The organism is Massilia sp. CT11-137 (genome assembly GCF_047302885.1).
Taxonomy (GTDB): domain Bacteria; phylum Pseudomonadota; class Gammaproteobacteria; order Burkholderiales; family Burkholderiaceae_D; genus Telluria; species Telluria orientalis.
This window is the reverse complement of sequence record NZ_JBKYMP010000002.1, coordinates 139,874-153,857: the sequence shown is the minus strand read 5'-3', so window position 1 is coordinate 153,857 and position 13,984 is coordinate 139,874. Positions and strand designations below refer to the sequence as shown.

Annotated in this window: 25 protein-coding genes; all 25 read right to left on the bottom strand. The window is 60.2% G+C overall.

What is annotated here, in order from left to right; translation table 11 throughout:
- Nucleotides 1–16: 16 nt before the first annotated feature.
- The 25 genes from ACEN98_RS17435 to rpsS all read right to left on the bottom strand — a co-directional run bounded on the left by ACEN98_RS17435 (nucleotide 17) and on the right by rpsS (nucleotide 13,976).
- Nucleotides 17–1,990: a methyl-accepting chemotaxis protein gene (locus ACEN98_RS17435; protein ID WP_413386108.1), complete on the bottom strand. Its 1,974-nt coding sequence runs from the start codon at nucleotides 1,988–1,990 to the stop codon at nucleotides 17–19.
- A gap of 173 nt (nucleotides 1,991–2,163) precedes the next feature.
- On the bottom strand, nucleotides 2,164–2,559 hold the full coding sequence (gene rplQ, locus ACEN98_RS17430; protein WP_413344803.1) for a 50S ribosomal protein L17: 396 nt from the start codon (nucleotides 2,557–2,559) through the stop codon (nucleotides 2,164–2,166).
- Between the two features lie 114 nt (nucleotides 2,560–2,673).
- Nucleotides 2,674–3,651: a DNA-directed RNA polymerase subunit alpha gene (locus tag ACEN98_RS17425; RefSeq protein ID WP_056449152.1), complete on the bottom strand. Its 978-nt coding sequence runs from the start codon at nucleotides 3,649–3,651 to the stop codon at nucleotides 2,674–2,676.
- Between the two features lie 242 nt (nucleotides 3,652–3,893).
- On the bottom strand, nucleotides 3,894–4,517 hold the full coding sequence (gene rpsD, locus ACEN98_RS17420; protein WP_036240371.1) for a 30S ribosomal protein S4: 624 nt from the start codon (nucleotides 4,515–4,517) through the stop codon (nucleotides 3,894–3,896).
- Between the two features lie 239 nt (nucleotides 4,518–4,756).
- Nucleotides 4,757–5,161 carry a 30S ribosomal protein S11 gene (rpsK, locus tag ACEN98_RS17415; RefSeq protein ID WP_036172227.1) on the bottom strand — a complete coding sequence of 135 codons (405 nt, stop codon included), beginning with the start codon at nucleotides 5,159–5,161 and terminating at the stop codon, nucleotides 4,757–4,759.
- A gap of 14 nt (nucleotides 5,162–5,175) precedes the next feature.
- Nucleotides 5,176–5,541, bottom strand: coding sequence for a 30S ribosomal protein S13 (rpsM, locus tag ACEN98_RS17410; protein WP_036240369.1), 366 nt, complete (start codon nucleotides 5,539–5,541; stop codon nucleotides 5,176–5,178).
- Between the two features lie 15 nt (nucleotides 5,542–5,556).
- Entirely contained in the window at nucleotides 5,557–5,670 is a 114-nt protein-coding gene (gene rpmJ, locus ACEN98_RS17405; protein WP_005663407.1) for a 50S ribosomal protein L36, read from the bottom strand.
- Nucleotides 5,671–5,707: 37 nt separating this feature from the next.
- Nucleotides 5,708–5,926: a translation initiation factor IF-1 gene (gene infA, locus ACEN98_RS17400; RefSeq protein ID WP_005663428.1), complete on the bottom strand. Its 219-nt coding sequence runs from the start codon at nucleotides 5,924–5,926 to the stop codon at nucleotides 5,708–5,710.
- Between the two features lie 32 nt (nucleotides 5,927–5,958).
- Nucleotides 5,959–7,293, bottom strand: coding sequence for a preprotein translocase subunit SecY (gene secY / locus ACEN98_RS17395; RefSeq protein ID WP_413339836.1), 1,335 nt, complete (start codon nucleotides 7,291–7,293; stop codon nucleotides 5,959–5,961).
- 29 nt (nucleotides 7,294–7,322) lie between these two features.
- The gene (gene rplO, locus ACEN98_RS17390; protein WP_036240364.1) at nucleotides 7,323–7,754 is read right to left on the bottom strand and encodes a 50S ribosomal protein L15; all 432 of its coding nucleotides are present in this window, start codon (nucleotides 7,752–7,754) and stop codon (nucleotides 7,323–7,325) included.
- Between the two features lie 27 nt (nucleotides 7,755–7,781).
- Nucleotides 7,782–7,961: a 50S ribosomal protein L30 gene (gene rpmD / locus ACEN98_RS17385; protein WP_036240361.1), complete on the bottom strand. Its 180-nt coding sequence runs from the start codon at nucleotides 7,959–7,961 to the stop codon at nucleotides 7,782–7,784.
- Between the two features lie 11 nt (nucleotides 7,962–7,972).
- Nucleotides 7,973–8,491, bottom strand: coding sequence for a 30S ribosomal protein S5 (rpsE, locus tag ACEN98_RS17380; protein ID WP_036240359.1), 519 nt, complete (start codon nucleotides 8,489–8,491; stop codon nucleotides 7,973–7,975).
- 12 nt (nucleotides 8,492–8,503) lie between these two features.
- Nucleotides 8,504–8,866, bottom strand: coding sequence for a 50S ribosomal protein L18 (gene rplR / locus ACEN98_RS17375; protein WP_036240357.1), 363 nt, complete (start codon nucleotides 8,864–8,866; stop codon nucleotides 8,504–8,506).
- Nucleotides 8,867–8,878: 12 nt separating this feature from the next.
- Nucleotides 8,879–9,412, bottom strand: coding sequence for a 50S ribosomal protein L6 (gene rplF / locus ACEN98_RS17370; protein ID WP_056126497.1), 534 nt, complete (start codon nucleotides 9,410–9,412; stop codon nucleotides 8,879–8,881).
- A 10-nt stretch (nucleotides 9,413–9,422) separates the two neighbouring features.
- On the bottom strand, nucleotides 9,423–9,818 hold the full coding sequence (gene rpsH, locus ACEN98_RS17365; protein ID WP_036240352.1) for a 30S ribosomal protein S8: 396 nt from the start codon (nucleotides 9,816–9,818) through the stop codon (nucleotides 9,423–9,425).
- Nucleotides 9,819–9,832: 14 nt separating this feature from the next.
- Entirely contained in the window at nucleotides 9,833–10,138 is a 306-nt protein-coding gene (rpsN, locus tag ACEN98_RS17360; RefSeq protein WP_036240351.1) for a 30S ribosomal protein S14, read from the bottom strand.
- Nucleotides 10,139–10,142: 4 nt separating this feature from the next.
- Entirely contained in the window at nucleotides 10,143–10,682 is a 540-nt protein-coding gene (gene rplE, locus ACEN98_RS17355; RefSeq protein ID WP_036240349.1) for a 50S ribosomal protein L5, read from the bottom strand.
- Nucleotides 10,683–10,688: 6 nt separating this feature from the next.
- Entirely contained in the window at nucleotides 10,689–11,003 is a 315-nt protein-coding gene (gene rplX, locus ACEN98_RS17350; RefSeq protein WP_036240348.1) for a 50S ribosomal protein L24, read from the bottom strand.
- A gap of 10 nt (nucleotides 11,004–11,013) precedes the next feature.
- Nucleotides 11,014–11,382 carry a 50S ribosomal protein L14 gene (gene rplN, locus ACEN98_RS17345; RefSeq protein WP_056126494.1) on the bottom strand — a complete coding sequence of 123 codons (369 nt, stop codon included), beginning with the start codon at nucleotides 11,380–11,382 and terminating at the stop codon, nucleotides 11,014–11,016.
- Between the two features lie 288 nt (nucleotides 11,383–11,670).
- The gene (rpsQ, locus tag ACEN98_RS17340; protein ID WP_036240344.1) at nucleotides 11,671–11,943 is read right to left on the bottom strand and encodes a 30S ribosomal protein S17; all 273 of its coding nucleotides are present in this window, start codon (nucleotides 11,941–11,943) and stop codon (nucleotides 11,671–11,673) included.
- On the bottom strand, nucleotides 11,940–12,131 hold the full coding sequence (gene rpmC / locus ACEN98_RS17335; RefSeq protein WP_036240341.1) for a 50S ribosomal protein L29: 192 nt from the start codon (nucleotides 12,129–12,131) through the stop codon (nucleotides 11,940–11,942). The genes rpsQ and rpmC overlap by 4 nt, the downstream gene beginning before the upstream one ends.
- A gap of 12 nt (nucleotides 12,132–12,143) precedes the next feature.
- The gene (gene rplP / locus ACEN98_RS17330) at nucleotides 12,144–12,563 is read right to left on the bottom strand and encodes a 50S ribosomal protein L16 (RefSeq protein WP_005663456.1); all 420 of its coding nucleotides are present in this window, start codon (nucleotides 12,561–12,563) and stop codon (nucleotides 12,144–12,146) included.
- 2 nt (nucleotides 12,564–12,565) lie between these two features.
- A complete protein-coding gene (gene rpsC, locus ACEN98_RS17325) occupies nucleotides 12,566–13,360 on the bottom strand; it encodes a 30S ribosomal protein S3 (RefSeq protein WP_036240339.1) in 795 nt (264 codons plus the stop codon).
- 11 nt (nucleotides 13,361–13,371) lie between these two features.
- Nucleotides 13,372–13,704, bottom strand: a complete 333-nt coding sequence (rplV, locus tag ACEN98_RS17320) for a 50S ribosomal protein L22 (protein ID WP_179966292.1) — start codon at nucleotides 13,702–13,704, stop codon at nucleotides 13,372–13,374.
- Entirely contained in the window at nucleotides 13,701–13,976 is a 276-nt protein-coding gene (rpsS, locus tag ACEN98_RS17315; RefSeq protein ID WP_056449183.1) for a 30S ribosomal protein S19, read from the bottom strand. The genes rplV and rpsS overlap by 4 nt, the downstream gene beginning before the upstream one ends.
- Between the last annotated feature and the right edge of the window lie 8 nt (nucleotides 13,977–13,984).

Below are 13,984 nucleotides of genomic sequence, written 5' to 3'. Positions count from 1 at the left end.
GCCGCCGTGTGATCGCTCAAGCAGCGAGGCGGACGGCCGGCACCGGCTTGCGCGACTCATTGCCGGTGTGGAAAACGCTCACGATGCGCGCGAGGTGCCGGGCCTGCTCGTCCAGGCTGGACGCCGCCGCCGCGGCCTGTTCCACGAGCGCCGCGTTCTGCTGGGTGGTGCCGTCCAGCACCGTGATCGCGTCATTCACTTGGTGGATGCCCGACGCCTGTTCGCGCGACGCCACGACGATTTCCGCTACGAAGGCCGACACGCGCTGCACGCTGGCGAGGATATCGTCCATCGACGTGCCGGCCTGGCTCACGAGACGGCTGCCGGCCGCGACACGCTCCACGCTTTCATCGATGAGCTGCTTGATTTCCTTCGCCGCCGCCGCGCTGCGCTGCGCCAGGCTGCGCACTTCGCCGGCGACGACCGCAAAGCCGCGCCCCTGTTCTCCCGCCCTGGCGGCCTCGACAGCAGCATTGAGCGCGAGGATATTGGTCTGGAATGCGATGCCGTCGATGACGCCGATGATGTCGACGATCCTGCGGGCGCTGTCGTTGATCGCTTCCATGGTCGCCACCACCTCGGACACGACCTTGCCGCCCTGCTGGGCCACGGTGGAAGCCTGGATCGCCACCAGGCTGGCCTGGTCGGCATTTTGCGCATTCTCCTTCACGGTCGACATGAACTCTTCCATGGACGCCGCCGTCTCTTCCAGGCTCGATGCCTGCGCCTCGGTGCGGGCCGACAAATCCGCATTGCCGAGCGCAATGTCGCCGGTCGTCGCACCGATGGTATCGACGCCGACCCGGACCTCGCTCACGATGTTGCGCAGGTTGTCGTTCATGCGCCCGAGGGAAGCCAGCAGCCGCGCCGTTTCGTTGCGACCTTCGGCCGCGATGCGCGCCGTCAGGTCGCCGGCGGCAACGCGTTCCGCGATTTCGACGGCACTGTTCAGCGGCTGGGTCACGGAGCGTGCGATGACGTAGAGCATCAGGCCGCCGAAGGCAAACAGGACGGTGACGGCGGCCAGCATGCCCAGCCGTGTGCGCTGGAGGGCGGAAATCCGTGCGTCGAGCAGGCCGTCGAATCGCTCCGTAGCCTTGTGTGCGAACGCGTACTGGGCGTCGATGGCGGCCGTCGTGCGCTTGACGTATTCCGGTCCGGAGAACGTGAGCGACTCCGCCTTCACGATCTCATCCATCGCCAGCTTCATCGTCTGTTGCGCCTGCTCGCGCATGTCCCGGATCGAATCGCCCAGCGGCCCAGCGAACGCCGGGTTGGCGCGCGCGGCCTTGTCGTACTGGCTCGTCATCTGGTGCAACCGGTCGGCGACGCGCGCCACGATCGCGGACAACGCCAGTCGCTCTTCCGGGCTGGCGGCAGCGGCGGCCAGCAGGCCGGCGCCCTTCGCCCGCATCTTGCCGAGCTCTTCGGAAAGATATGGCAGCTGGTAATAAATGGCCTGGACCAGCTGGTACGAATCCACGCTGGGGTCCAGGTTCAGGCCGTAATGATCGGCCAACTGGTCCTCCACGTCGAGCAGCTTCGGCACGAGGGCCGTATGCGCCTCATAGCTCTGGGGCACCGTGATCGTGCCCGCGACCACGCGTCCGCGCAGCGCTTCCCAGTCGCGCTTCGCCTCCGACCACGCCCGGTCGATGCGCGGATCGTGCAGGCCGGCGACGATGGCCGACATGGCCGCATAGTTGGCGTCCACCTCAACCTGCTTCTTGTCCCGCTTCGGGATCGACTCGGCGACGCCGCCGACGACGAGCGCCGCCAGGCCGCGATGCTGTTGCGTGGTCTGGATGGTATCGAGGATGGTGGCCACCGGCGTGCGCGCCCTCGCTTCGAGTTCCAGGGCATCGAGCGCCTTGCCGGTCTCGCGCAGGTAGAGCGAGGCCGGGATCGCGGCGACGATGACGCCCACCACGCTGAGGATCGCGAATTTATGCCAGAGCAGCAGGTGCTCGAGTCGATGTTGCAGGCCCATGATCTTGTCTACCGTTGAATGATGGTTTGTATCCAAACGGAAACAATAATTGCCCTTCACTTAAACCGCAATACGTATTTACTAGTTCGGGCGGAGATACGACAGGTCGATAGGCGTCATGGCGAAAAAAAACCAGGCGCGAGGCCTGGTTTTTCATGATGCTTGAACCGCGATTACTCGGCGGTCGGCGCGTCTTCAGCCGAGGTGACTTCCGGACGGTCGACCAGCTCGACGAAGGCCATCGGGGCGTTGTCGCCAACGCGGAAGCCCATCTTCAGGATGCGGATGTAGCCGCCCGGACGCGCGTTGTAGCGCGGGCCGATTTCAGCGAACAGCTTCTGGACGATTTCGCGGTCACGCAGACGGGCGAATGCCAGGCGCTTGTTGGCCAGGGTGTCGTTCTTGCCCAGGGTGATGATCGGCTCGACGACTTTGCGCAGTTCCTTGGCTTTCGGAACGGTGGTCTTGATCGCTTCGTGACGCAGCAGCGAAACGGTCATGTTGCGCAGCATGGCGAGGCGGTGGGACGAGGTACGGTTCAGCTTGCGAAGGCCGTGACGGTGACGCATGGTAATTCCTTTCGAGTTAAGTTTAAATCCGAGCTCTTCGATCGCCGCTGTGTGCGACGCGGGCCGGTTGGCGATAAAACGCCCGGGACACCTGCCCCGGGCGGGTACTACGAATTACTTTTCCAGACCTGCGGGCGGCCAGTTTTCCAGCTTCATGCCCAGGGTCAGACCACGGGAAGCCAGGACTTCCTTGATCTCGTTCAGCGACTTGCGGCCCAGGTTCGGCGTCTTCAGCAGTTCGTTTTCCGAACGCTGGATCAGGTCGCCGATGTAGTAGATGTTCTCGGCCTTCAGGCAGTTTGCCGAACGGACGGTCAGCTCCAGGTCGTCCACCGGGCGCAGCAGGATCGGATCGACCAGCGGTGCACGCGACGGTGCTTCCGCGGCGGCTTCCGTGCCTTCCAGGGCAGCGAACACGTTCAGCTGGTCGACCAGGACGCGGGCCGACTGGCGGATCGCTTCTTCCGGCGTGATGACGCCGTTGGTCTCGATGTTGATGATCAGCTTGTCGAGGTCGGTACGCTGTTCGACGCGGGCCGATTCCACGGCATACGACACGCGGCGGACCGGCGAGAACGATGCGTCCAGGATGATGCGGCCGATGGTCTTGTTCGTGTCTTCCGACAGGCGGCGCACGTTACCCGGCACATAGCCGCGGCCTTTTTCGACCTTGATCTGCATGTCCAGCTTGCCGCCGGCGGTCAGATGGGCGATCACGTGGTCCGGGTTGATCAGTTCCACGTCATGCGGCAGGTCGATGTCCGATGCCAGGACCGGGCCTTCGCCTTCCTTCTTCAGGGTCAGCGTCACGGAGTCGCGGTTGTGCACCTTGAACACGACGCCTTTCAGGTTCAGCAGCAGGTCGACGACGTCTTCCTGCACACCGTCCAGCGACGAGTACTCGTGCACGACGCCGGCGATCGTCACTTCGGTCGGCGCGTAGCCGATCATCGACGACAGCAGCACGCGGCGCAGCGCGTTACCCAGCGTGTGGCCATAACCACGTTCGAACGGTTCCATCACGACTTTCGCGTGGCCGGCGCCGAGCGTTTCGACATCGATAATACGTGGCTTCAACAAACTATTTTGCATGAGTGTCCTCTTCAATACCCTCGGCTCGTTACACCGATAAGGCTGATGGCATCAGTAGTGGAAACGCCTGCTTCTGGGAGCAGGCGGTAAGGCGAATTCGGTATTAGACGGAGGATAAAACCCCCGTCGTTCCCGCGAAGGCGGGAACCCAAGTTTGCTAGCGTTACGTCAGCTCATGCAAAACTTGGGTCCCCGCCTTCGCGGGGATGACAAATGGAGCGGCGCGCCGCTCCATTTGTCAATTAACGCGAGTACAGTTCGACGATCAGCGCTTCGTTGACGTCGGCAGCGATCTCGTTACGCTCCGGATAGGCGCGGAAGGTTGCTTCCATTTTCTTGGCATCGACCGACACCCAGCTCGGGAAACCAACCTGCTCGGCCAGCGACAGCGCTTCGACGATACGGGTCTGCTTCTTGGCCTTTTCGCGGACGGCGATGACGTCGCCGGTCTTGACCTGGTACGAAGCGATGTTCACGACGTTGCCGTTCACGGTCAGCGCTTTGTGGCTGACCAGCTGACGTGCTTCGGCGCGGGTCGAGCCGAAGCCCATGCGGTAGACGACGTTGTCCAGGCGCGATTCCAGCAGCTTCAGCAGGGTCTCACCGGTGTTGCCCTTGCGGCGCGACGCTTCGGCGAAGTAGCGGCGGAACTGACGCTCCAGCACGCCGTAGATACGCTTGACCTTCTGCTTTTCACGCAGCTGGTTGCCGTAGTCCGACGTACGCTGGCCCGACTTGACGCCGTGCTGGCCCGGTTTGACGTCCAGTTTGCACTTGGAGTCGAGCGAGCGGCGTGCGCTCTTCAGGAACAGGTCGGTGCCTTCACGGCGCGACAGTTTTGCTTTAGGTCCGATATAACGTGCCACGTTAAACTTCCTTTGTTTGAATGATCACGCCCCGGATGCGACTCGTGTCGCAACAGGCGCTAGTCCAGTTCTTCGACGAGACCGGACGTGGCTTACAAAATACCTCAGGGCCAGGACGGCCCGAGGCGACAATAGCCGGGCAGTATAACCCATTTCTGGGTTAACTGCACCGGCGATTCTTTACACCACGGCGTGTGGCGCATCAATGCTGCGGCGGGCGGCGAACCGCCCGGGCAACATTAGATACGACGACGCTTCGGCGGACGGCAGCCGTTGTGCGGAACCGGCGTCACGTCCTGGATCTCGGTGATCTTGATACCCAGGTTGTTCAGCGCGCGCACAGCCGACTCACGGCCCGGGCCCGGGCCCTTGATGCGGACTTCCAGGTTCTTCACGCCGTATTCCTGAGCAACCTTGCCAGCTGCTTCAGCTGCGACCTGAGCCGCAAACGGGGTCGATTTACGCGAACCCTTGAAACCTGCGCCGCCGGACGTCGCCCACGACAGGGCATTGCCCTGACGATCGGTGATCGTGATGATGGTGTTGTTGAACGATGCGTGGACGTGTGCGATGCCTTCGGCGACGTTCTTTTTGACTTTCTTGCGGATGCGGGCTGCAGCCGCCGAGCTTTGTTGCTTAGCCATGGTCAGTTCCTAGATTATTTCTTGAGCGATTGAGCTGCCTTGCGCGGGCCCTTGCGGGTACGTGCATTGGTACGGGTGCGTTGACCGCGGACCGGCAGGCCCTTGCGGTGACGCATGCCGCGGTAGCAGCCCAGGTCCATCAGACGCTTGATGCTCATGGACAGCTCACGGCGCAGGTCGCCCTCGACCACGAACTTGCCGACTGCATCACGCAGCTTTTCCAGCTCGTTGTCGTCCAGGTCCTTGACCTTCTTGTTGGTCGCAACGCCGGTCGATTCGCAGATCTGCTTCGAGCGGGTACGGCCGATACCATAGATCGCCGTCAGGCCGATGACGGTGTGCTGGTGATTGGGGACGTTGACCCCTGCAATACGTGCCATTCGATATTCCTCGTATTAACCTTGACGCTGCTTGTGACGCGGCTCGACGCAGATCACACGGACCACGCCCTTGCGCTTGATGATCTTGCAGTTGCGGCAGATCCGCTTGACTGAAGCGTTAACTTTCATTTTGCACTCTCTTCCAGATTCGATAACTTGATTAGTTTTACTTGGTGCGGAACACGATGCGGGCCCGGGACAAGTCGTAAGGGGTCAGTTCCACCGTTACCTTGTCACCCGGAAGAATGCGGATGTAATTCATCCGCATTTTACCCGAGATATGTCCAAGCACCACGTGCCCGTTTTCCAGCTTCACGCGAAAGGTCGCGTTCGGGAGGTTCTCCAGAATCTCCCCTTGCATTTGGATGACGTCGTCTTTTGCCATTCGGTCTATTCACTCCTGGGGGCGCCAGCCGCTCAACGCGACGGGATACCGCCCTTGAAATTAGCCTTGCGCAGCAGCGATTCATATTGCTGCGACATGACGTAGTTCTGCACCTGCGCCATGAAATCCATCGTGACGACCACGATGATCAGGAGCGAGGTTCCGCCAAAGTAGAAAGGTACTTTCCACTGGCTCTGGAAGAACTCCGGCACCAGGCACACCAGCGTGATATAGACTGCACCGGCCAGGGTCAGGCGCATCAGGATCTTGTCGATGTAGCGTGCGGTCTGCTCGCCCGGACGGATGCCCGGTACAAACGCGCCGCTCTTCTTCAAGTTGTCCGCCGTTTCCTTGCTGTTGAATACCAGCGCCGTGTAGAAGAAGCAGAAGAACACGATGGCCACCGCATACAGCAACGCGTGGATCGGTTCGCCCGGGCTCAGCGAGGCAGCGAGGTCTTTCAGGAACCCGACGACGGGGCTGTTGACATCTTTGCCGCGCGTGAACCAGTCGACGATCGTGGCCGGGAACAGGATGATCGACGAAGCGAAGATCGGCGGGATCACCCCAGCCATGTTCAGCTTCAGCGGCAGGTGGCTGGTTTGGCCACCATAGATCTTGTTACCGACCTGGCGTTTCGCGTAATTCACCAGGATCTTGCGCTGGCCGCGTTCGACGAACACGACAGCGTAAGTCACCAGGGCTACCAGAATCACGATGACGATCGCGGAGAAGCTACCGATCGAACCGTTCGACACCAGGGTGAACAAGCCACTCAGTGCGCCCGGCAGACCAGCTGCGATACCGGCAAAAATGATGATCGAGATACCGTTGCCAAGACCACGCTCGGTGATCTGCTCGCCCAGCCACATGAGGAACATGGTGCCGGTCAGCAGGGTCACGACGGTCACGAGGCGGAAGCCCATGCCCGGATCGAGCACGAGGCCTTGCTGCGCCTCGAGCGCGACGGCGATACCGAACGCCTGGAACAGAGCCAGCACGACCGTGAAGTAACGGGTGTACTGGGTGATCTTGCGGCGGCCGGCCTCGCCCTCCTTCTTCAGTGCCTCCATCTGCGGCGAGACGATCGACACCAGCTGCATGATGATCGAAGCCGAAATGTACGGCGTGATGCCAAGTGCGAACACGGCAAAACGAGACAAGGCACCGCCCGAGAACATGTTGAACATGCCGAGAATGCCGCCCTCGTTCTGCTTGAACAGCTGGGCCATGGCGACCGGATCAATCCCGGGGACCGGGATATGAGCTCCGATACGGTACACGACCAATGCGCCAAGCAAGAACCACAACCGGCCCCAGGGGAAACCGGATGCAGCGCTTTTACCAAGTTGTGAATTAGTCGCCAATTTTTGCTCCGATCAGGCAGCGGTCGCGTTTAGGCGACCGAGCCGCCAGCTGCTTCGATCGCTGCTTTCGCGCCAGCGGTTGCCTTGATGCCTTTCAGGTTCACCGCTTTGGTGATTTCGCCCGACAGGATCACGCGCACGTCGCGAGCGACGACCGGCAGCACGCCGGCTTGCTTGAGCACCAGGACGTCGACGTCGGCAACGGCCAGGTTGTTCAGGTCCGACAGACGCACTTCAGCCTTGAACGTAGCGTTCAGCGACTTGAAGCCACGCTTCGGCAGACGGCGCTGCAGAGGCATCTGACCGCCTTCGAAGCCGACTTTGTGGAAGCCGCCCGAACGCGATTTCTGACCCTTGTGGCCGCGGCCGGCGGTCTTGCCCAGGCCCGAGCCGATACCGCGACCGACGCGGCGCTTGGCGTGTTTCGCGCCTTCAGCGGGTTGGATGGTATTGAGTTGCATTATTTTCTCCGTTGACCAAGCCGCAGCTTAGTCGACAATTTTCACGAGGTAGTTGACCTTGTTGATCATGCCGCGGATCGCCGGGGTGTCCTGCAGCTCGGAAACCGAGTTGACACGACGCAGACCCAGACCGCGCACGGTGGCGCGGTGATCCTGGCGGGTACCGATCAGGCCTTTGACCAGCTTGACTTTGATGGTGTTTGCCATAGTTATTCCCCTTAACCCAGGATCTCTTCCACCGACTTGCCGCGCTTGGCAGCGATGTCGGCCGGAGTGCTCATTTTTGCCAGACCGTCGAGGGTCGCGCGAACCAGGTTGTACGGGTTCGACGAACCGGTCGACTTGGCGACGACGTCGGTCACGCCCATGACTTCGAAGATTGCGCGCATTGCGCCACCTGCGATCACGCCGGTACCCGGCTTGGCCGGCGACATCATCACGTACGACGCGCCGTGGCGGCCGGTGACGGAGTGCTGCAGCGTACCGTTCTTCAGGGGCACCTTGATCAGGTTGCGGCGGGCTTCTTCCATCGCTTTTTGCACGCCGACCGGAACTTCCTTCGACTTGCCTTTGCCCATGCCGATGCGGCCATCGCCGTCACCGACAACGGTCAGCGCTGCAAAACCCATGATACGACCACCCTTGACCACTTTGGTCACACGGTTGATCGCGATCATTTTCTCGCGCATGCCATCATCCGGCTTGTCGCTTGCCATTTTCGCTTGCATTTTTGCCATGACGATTCTTCCTTAGAACTTCAGACCAGCTTCGCGCGCGGCTTCTGCCAGCGCCTTCACACGGCCGTGGTAACGGAAACCCGAACGGTCGAATGCGACTTCGGTGATCCCTGCTTTCAGTGCTTTTTCTGCGACGCGCTTGCCAACCAGTGCGGCTGCAGCGGCGTTGCCGCCGGCACCCGACTTGCCGCCCAGCTCGGCGCGCACTTCTGCTTCCAGCGTCGAAGCCGAAACCAGGACCTTCGCATCCGGGCTGATCAGGTTCGCATAGATGTGCAGGTTCGTGCGGTGCACCGACAGGCGGTTCACGCCCAGCTGCGCGATCTTGATGCGGGTTTGGCGTCCGCGACGCAGACGCGATTCTTTCTTGTCCATCGTCAGCTCCGATTATTTCTTCTTGGTTTCTTTAAGCTTCACCACTTCGTCCGCATAACGGACACCCTTGCCTTTGTACGGCTCAGGCGAGCGGTAAGCGCGCACTTCTGCGGCAACCTGACCGACCTGTTGACGGTTGATACCCTTGATCAGGATCTCGGTCGGGGTCGGGGTCGCTGCGGTGACGCCTTCCGGCATCGCGTGCAGCACAGGGTGCGAGAAGCCCAGCGACAGGTTCAGGGCGTTGCCTTGGACGGCGGCCTTGTAACCCACGCCGACCAGGGTCAGGCGCTTTTCGAAACCTTTGGTGACACCGGTCACCATGTTGTTCACCAGTGCACGCAGGGTGCCCGACATGGCGTTCGATTCGCGGGAATCGTCGATCACGTCAAAGGTCAGCGTGCCATTGTTGTTTTCCACTTTGACCAGGCCGTTCAGCGGCTGGGTCAGGGTGCCCAGCGGGCCCTTGACGGTGATCGACGACGCGTTGATCGCGACATCGGTACCGGCCGGGACGGCGATTGGCATCTTAGCTACTCGAGACATCGTCTACTCCTTAAGCCACGTAGCAAATCACTTCGCCACCGACACCGGTAGCGCGTGCTTTGCGGTCGGTCATCACACCCTTCGGGGTCGAGACGATCGCCACGCCCAGGCCGTTCATGACCTGAGGGATCTCGTCTTTGCCCTTGTAGATGCGCAGGCCAGGACGGGAGACGCGCTCGATGCGCTCGATAACCGGACGGCCGACGTAGTACTTCAAACCGATTTTCAGTTCAGCCTTGCCACCTTCGGTGGACACGGCGTAATCTTCGATGTAACCCTCATCCTTCAGGACGTTGGCAATCGCAACTTTCAGCTTCGACGACGGCATTTCGACGGTGGTCTTCTGCACGCCTTGCGCGTTGCGAATACGGGTCAGCATATCGGCGATAGGATCGCTCATACTCATTGCTTATTCTCCTATTACCAGCTAGCTTTGGTCATACCCGGGATTTCGCCTTTCATGGCGAATTCGCGGAGTTTGGTACGGGCCAGACCGAATTTACGGAAAGTGCCACGGGGACGGCCGGTCATGGCGCAGCGGTTACGCTGGCGGGTCGGCGCCGAGTTACGCGGCAGGGCCTGCAGCTTCAGGCGTGCTTCGTAACGCTCTTCTTCGGTCTTCGACTGGTCGTCGATGATTGCTTTCAGAGCGGCACGCTTTGCGGCGAATTTCTCCACCAGGTCTGCACGCTTCTGTTCGCGGTTAATCAGTGCAAGTTTTGCCATGTTCTTAGTTCCGGAACGGGAATTTGAATGCGGCGAGCAGCGCTTTGGCTTCTTCGTCGGTCTTAGCGGTCGTGGTGATCGAGATGTTCATGCCACGCAGCGCATCGATCTTGTCGTAATCGATTTCCGGGAAGATGATCTGCTCTTTGACGCCGATGTTGTAGTTGCCGCGACCATCGAACGATTTGCCGCTGACGCCACGGAAGTCACGCACGCGCGGCAGGGCCACGGTGATGAAACGGTCCAGGAATTCGTACATGCGGGCGCCACGCAGGGTCACCATCGTGCCGATCGGGTAGCCTTCGCGGATCTTGAAACCTGCGATTGCCTTGCGAGCCTTGGTCACGACCGGCTTCTGGCCAGCGATCTTCGTCAGGTCGCCGGTTGCGTGCTCGATGATCTTCTTGTCGGCGACAGCTTCCGACAGACCCATGTTCAGGGTGATCTTGGTCAGGCGCGGCACTTCCATCACCGACTTGTAACCGAATTTTTCGGTCAGTTCGGCAACGACTTTGTCTTTATAAACTTGTTGGAGACGGGCCATTTCTCATTACCCTTTCACTACTTCGCCGTTCGACTTGAAGACGCGGACTTTTTTGCCATCCACTTCTTTGAAGCCAACGCGATCAGCCTTGCCGGTCGCTGCGTTAAACAGCGCGACGTTCGACACGTGAATCGGCATGGTCTTGTCGACGATACCACCAGTTACGCCGGTCATCGGGTTCGGCTTGACGGCCTTCTTGGCCACGTTCACGCCTTCGACGATGACGTGCTCAGCATCTACGCGCTGCTGAACGACACCGCGCTTGCCTTTGTCTTTACCGGCCAGAACGATGACTTCGTCGTTTTTACGAATCTTATCCATTGCTGCTCCCTTACAGAACTTCAGGTGCCAGGGACACGATCTTCATGAACTTCTCGGTACGCAGTTCGCGCGTCACCGGTCCGAAGATGCGGGTACCGATCGGCTCCAGCTTGCTGTTCAGCAGGACGGCGGCATTGCCGTCGAACTTCACCAGGGAGCCGTCCTGGCGGCGCACACCTTTAGCGGTACGCACGACCACGGCGTTGTAGATTTCACCCTTCTTGACGCGGCCGCGCGGAGCAGCTTGCTTCACGGTGACCTTGATCACGTCGCCAATGCTGGCGTAACGGCGCTTGGAGCCGCCCAATACCTTGATGCACAGAACTTCTTTTGCACCGGTATTGTCGGCCACTTCGAGCCGGCTTTCGGTTTGAATCATGATATTTTCTTTCCCAACTTAAGCCGAAGAAACCCCACGGAAAACCGTAGGCCTGCGGTCAGTCTTGGTCCCGCCGTCCGCACTCATTGCAAGCGCGTACGTTTGGGTGATTGGACTTTCCAATGTTCGTTGCAGGCCGCAGTTACCGAAGGACAAACTGCGGCAACACATGAACGAAGCCCGCTAGTATTCCACATACCAGCGGGCCACGCAAGACAAATTTTCCGGGGGCGTTGTAAAACCTACTGCGCAAAGCTCGCTACGGTTTTACAAGGCCCCGGTTTTGGATCAGAGAACCGGAGCGACCTGCAGAACTTTGGTCAGGGTCCAAGCCTTCGTCTTCGAGATCGGGCGACCTTCCGCGATCTCGACGGTGTCGCCGATTTTCGCCTGGTTGGTCTCGTCGTGCGCGTGATACTTGTTCGAGCGCACGATGATCTTGCCGTACAGCGGGTGCTTGACGTGACGTTCGATCAGCACGGTCACCGTCTTGTCCATCTTGTCGGACACGACTTTGCCGACCAGCGTACGCTTCAGCGCCGTTTTAGTGGTGTCGTTCATTTGGCTTCCTTCTGGTTCATCACAGTCTTGACACGCGCGATATCGCGGCGCACCTTCTTGAGCTGGGCGGTGTTCGTCAGTTGCTGCGTAGCGATTTGCATGCGCAGGCCGAACTGTGCCTTCAGCAGCTCATTCAGCTCTTGTTGCAGAGCTGCCTGGTCCTTGCCGCGGAGTTCCGTTGCTTTCATTCTTAACTCCTGTTATTGACCGACTTGACGCACGACGAACGTCGTCGCCAGCGGCAGTTTGGCGGCAGCCAGACGGAAGGCTTCGCGCGCCAGTTCTTCAGCGACGCCGTCCATTTCGTACAGGACCTTGCCCGGCTGGATCTCGGCCACGTAGTACTCCGGATTACCTTTACCGTTACCCATACGGACTTCAGCCGGCTTGTTCGAGATCGGCTTGTCCGGGAAGATACGGATCCAGATACGGCCGCCACGCTTGATGTGACGGGTCATGGCACGACGTGCAGCTTCGATCTGGCGTGCGGTGATACGGCCGCGGGCAACTGCCTTCAGACCGAATTCGCCGAACGAGACCGCGGTGCCGCGGGTGTGCGAAATGCCGGTGTTGCGGCCTTTCTGCTCTTTACGATACTTTCTGCGGGATGGCTGCAGCATGCTTATTCTCCTGCTTTCTCAGCGGCCGGCTTGGCAGCACGGCGGCCTGCGGGTGCGGTACCTGGCTTGGCGCCCGGGCGGCCACGGCCAGCCGGTTTGCCATCGTCACGACGCGGACCGCGCGGCTTTTTCTCGTCGGCCGGAACGTCGATCACCGGTGCTTCGCCGGTCGGCGAACGGTCACCCTTGTAGACCCAGACTTTCACGCCGATGATGCCGTACGTGGTCGAGGCTTCGCTGGTGCCGTAGTCGATGTCGGCGCGCAGGGTGTGCAGGGGCACACGGCCTTCGCGGTACCATTCGGTACGTGCGATCTCGATGCCGTTCAGGCGGCCCGACGACATGATCTTGATGCCGACAGCGCCCAGACGCATCGCGTTCTGCATCGCACGCTTCATGGCGCGACGGAACATGATACGTTTTTCGAGCTGCTGGGCGATCGAATCGGCGATCAGCTGCGAGTCGATTTCCGGCTTGCGGATTTCTTCGATATTGACGTGCACCGGCACGCCCATGATCTTCGTCAGCGACGACTTCAGGACTTCGATGTCTTCGCCCTTCTTGCCGATGACGACGCCCGGACGCGACGAGTAGATCGTGAAGCGCGCGTTCTTGGCCGGACGCTCGATGACGATGCGGCCGACGGAGGCGTTCTTCAGTTTCTTCTTCAGGAAAGCGCGGGCTTCCAGGTCTTCCTTCAGCATGTCGGCGAAGTTGCCGTTGCCAGCGTACCAGCGCGATGCCCAGTTACGGGTGACCGCCAGGCGGAAGCCGGTTGGGTGGATTTTCTGACCCATCGTGTGACTCCTTAGTTACCGACAGTCACGAAGATGTGACAGGATTGTTTGGAAATGCGATCGCCGCGGCCTTTGGCACGTGCCGTAAAGCGCTTCAGGATCGGGCCCTTTTCGACATAGATCTGAACCACTTTCAGTTCGTCGATGTCGGCACCATCGTTGTGCTCGGCGTTCGCGATTGCGGACTCCAGCACTTTCTTGATGATGGTCGCGCCTTTTTTCGGGCTGAACTGCAGGATGTTCAGCGCGGCGTCGACTTTCTTGCCGCGGATCAGATCGGCGACGAGGCGGCCTTTCTGTTCCGACAGGCGGACGCCTTTGAGGATAGCTTTAGTTTCCATTATTTCTTCGCCTTCTTGTCAGCGGCGTGGCCCTTGAACGTGCGGGTCAGGGCGAATTCGCCCAGCTTGTGACCCACCATGTTCTCGGACACGTACACCGGCACGTGCACTTTGCCGTTGTGGACGGCGATCGTCAGACCGATGAAGTCCGGGGTGATCGTCGAGCGGCGCGACCAGGTTTTGACCGGCTTTTTGTCTTTGTTCGCTTGCGCGGTTTCGACTTTTTTCACCAGGTGGGCGTCAATGAACGGCCCTTTTTTCAATGAACGAGTCATGTCTTATC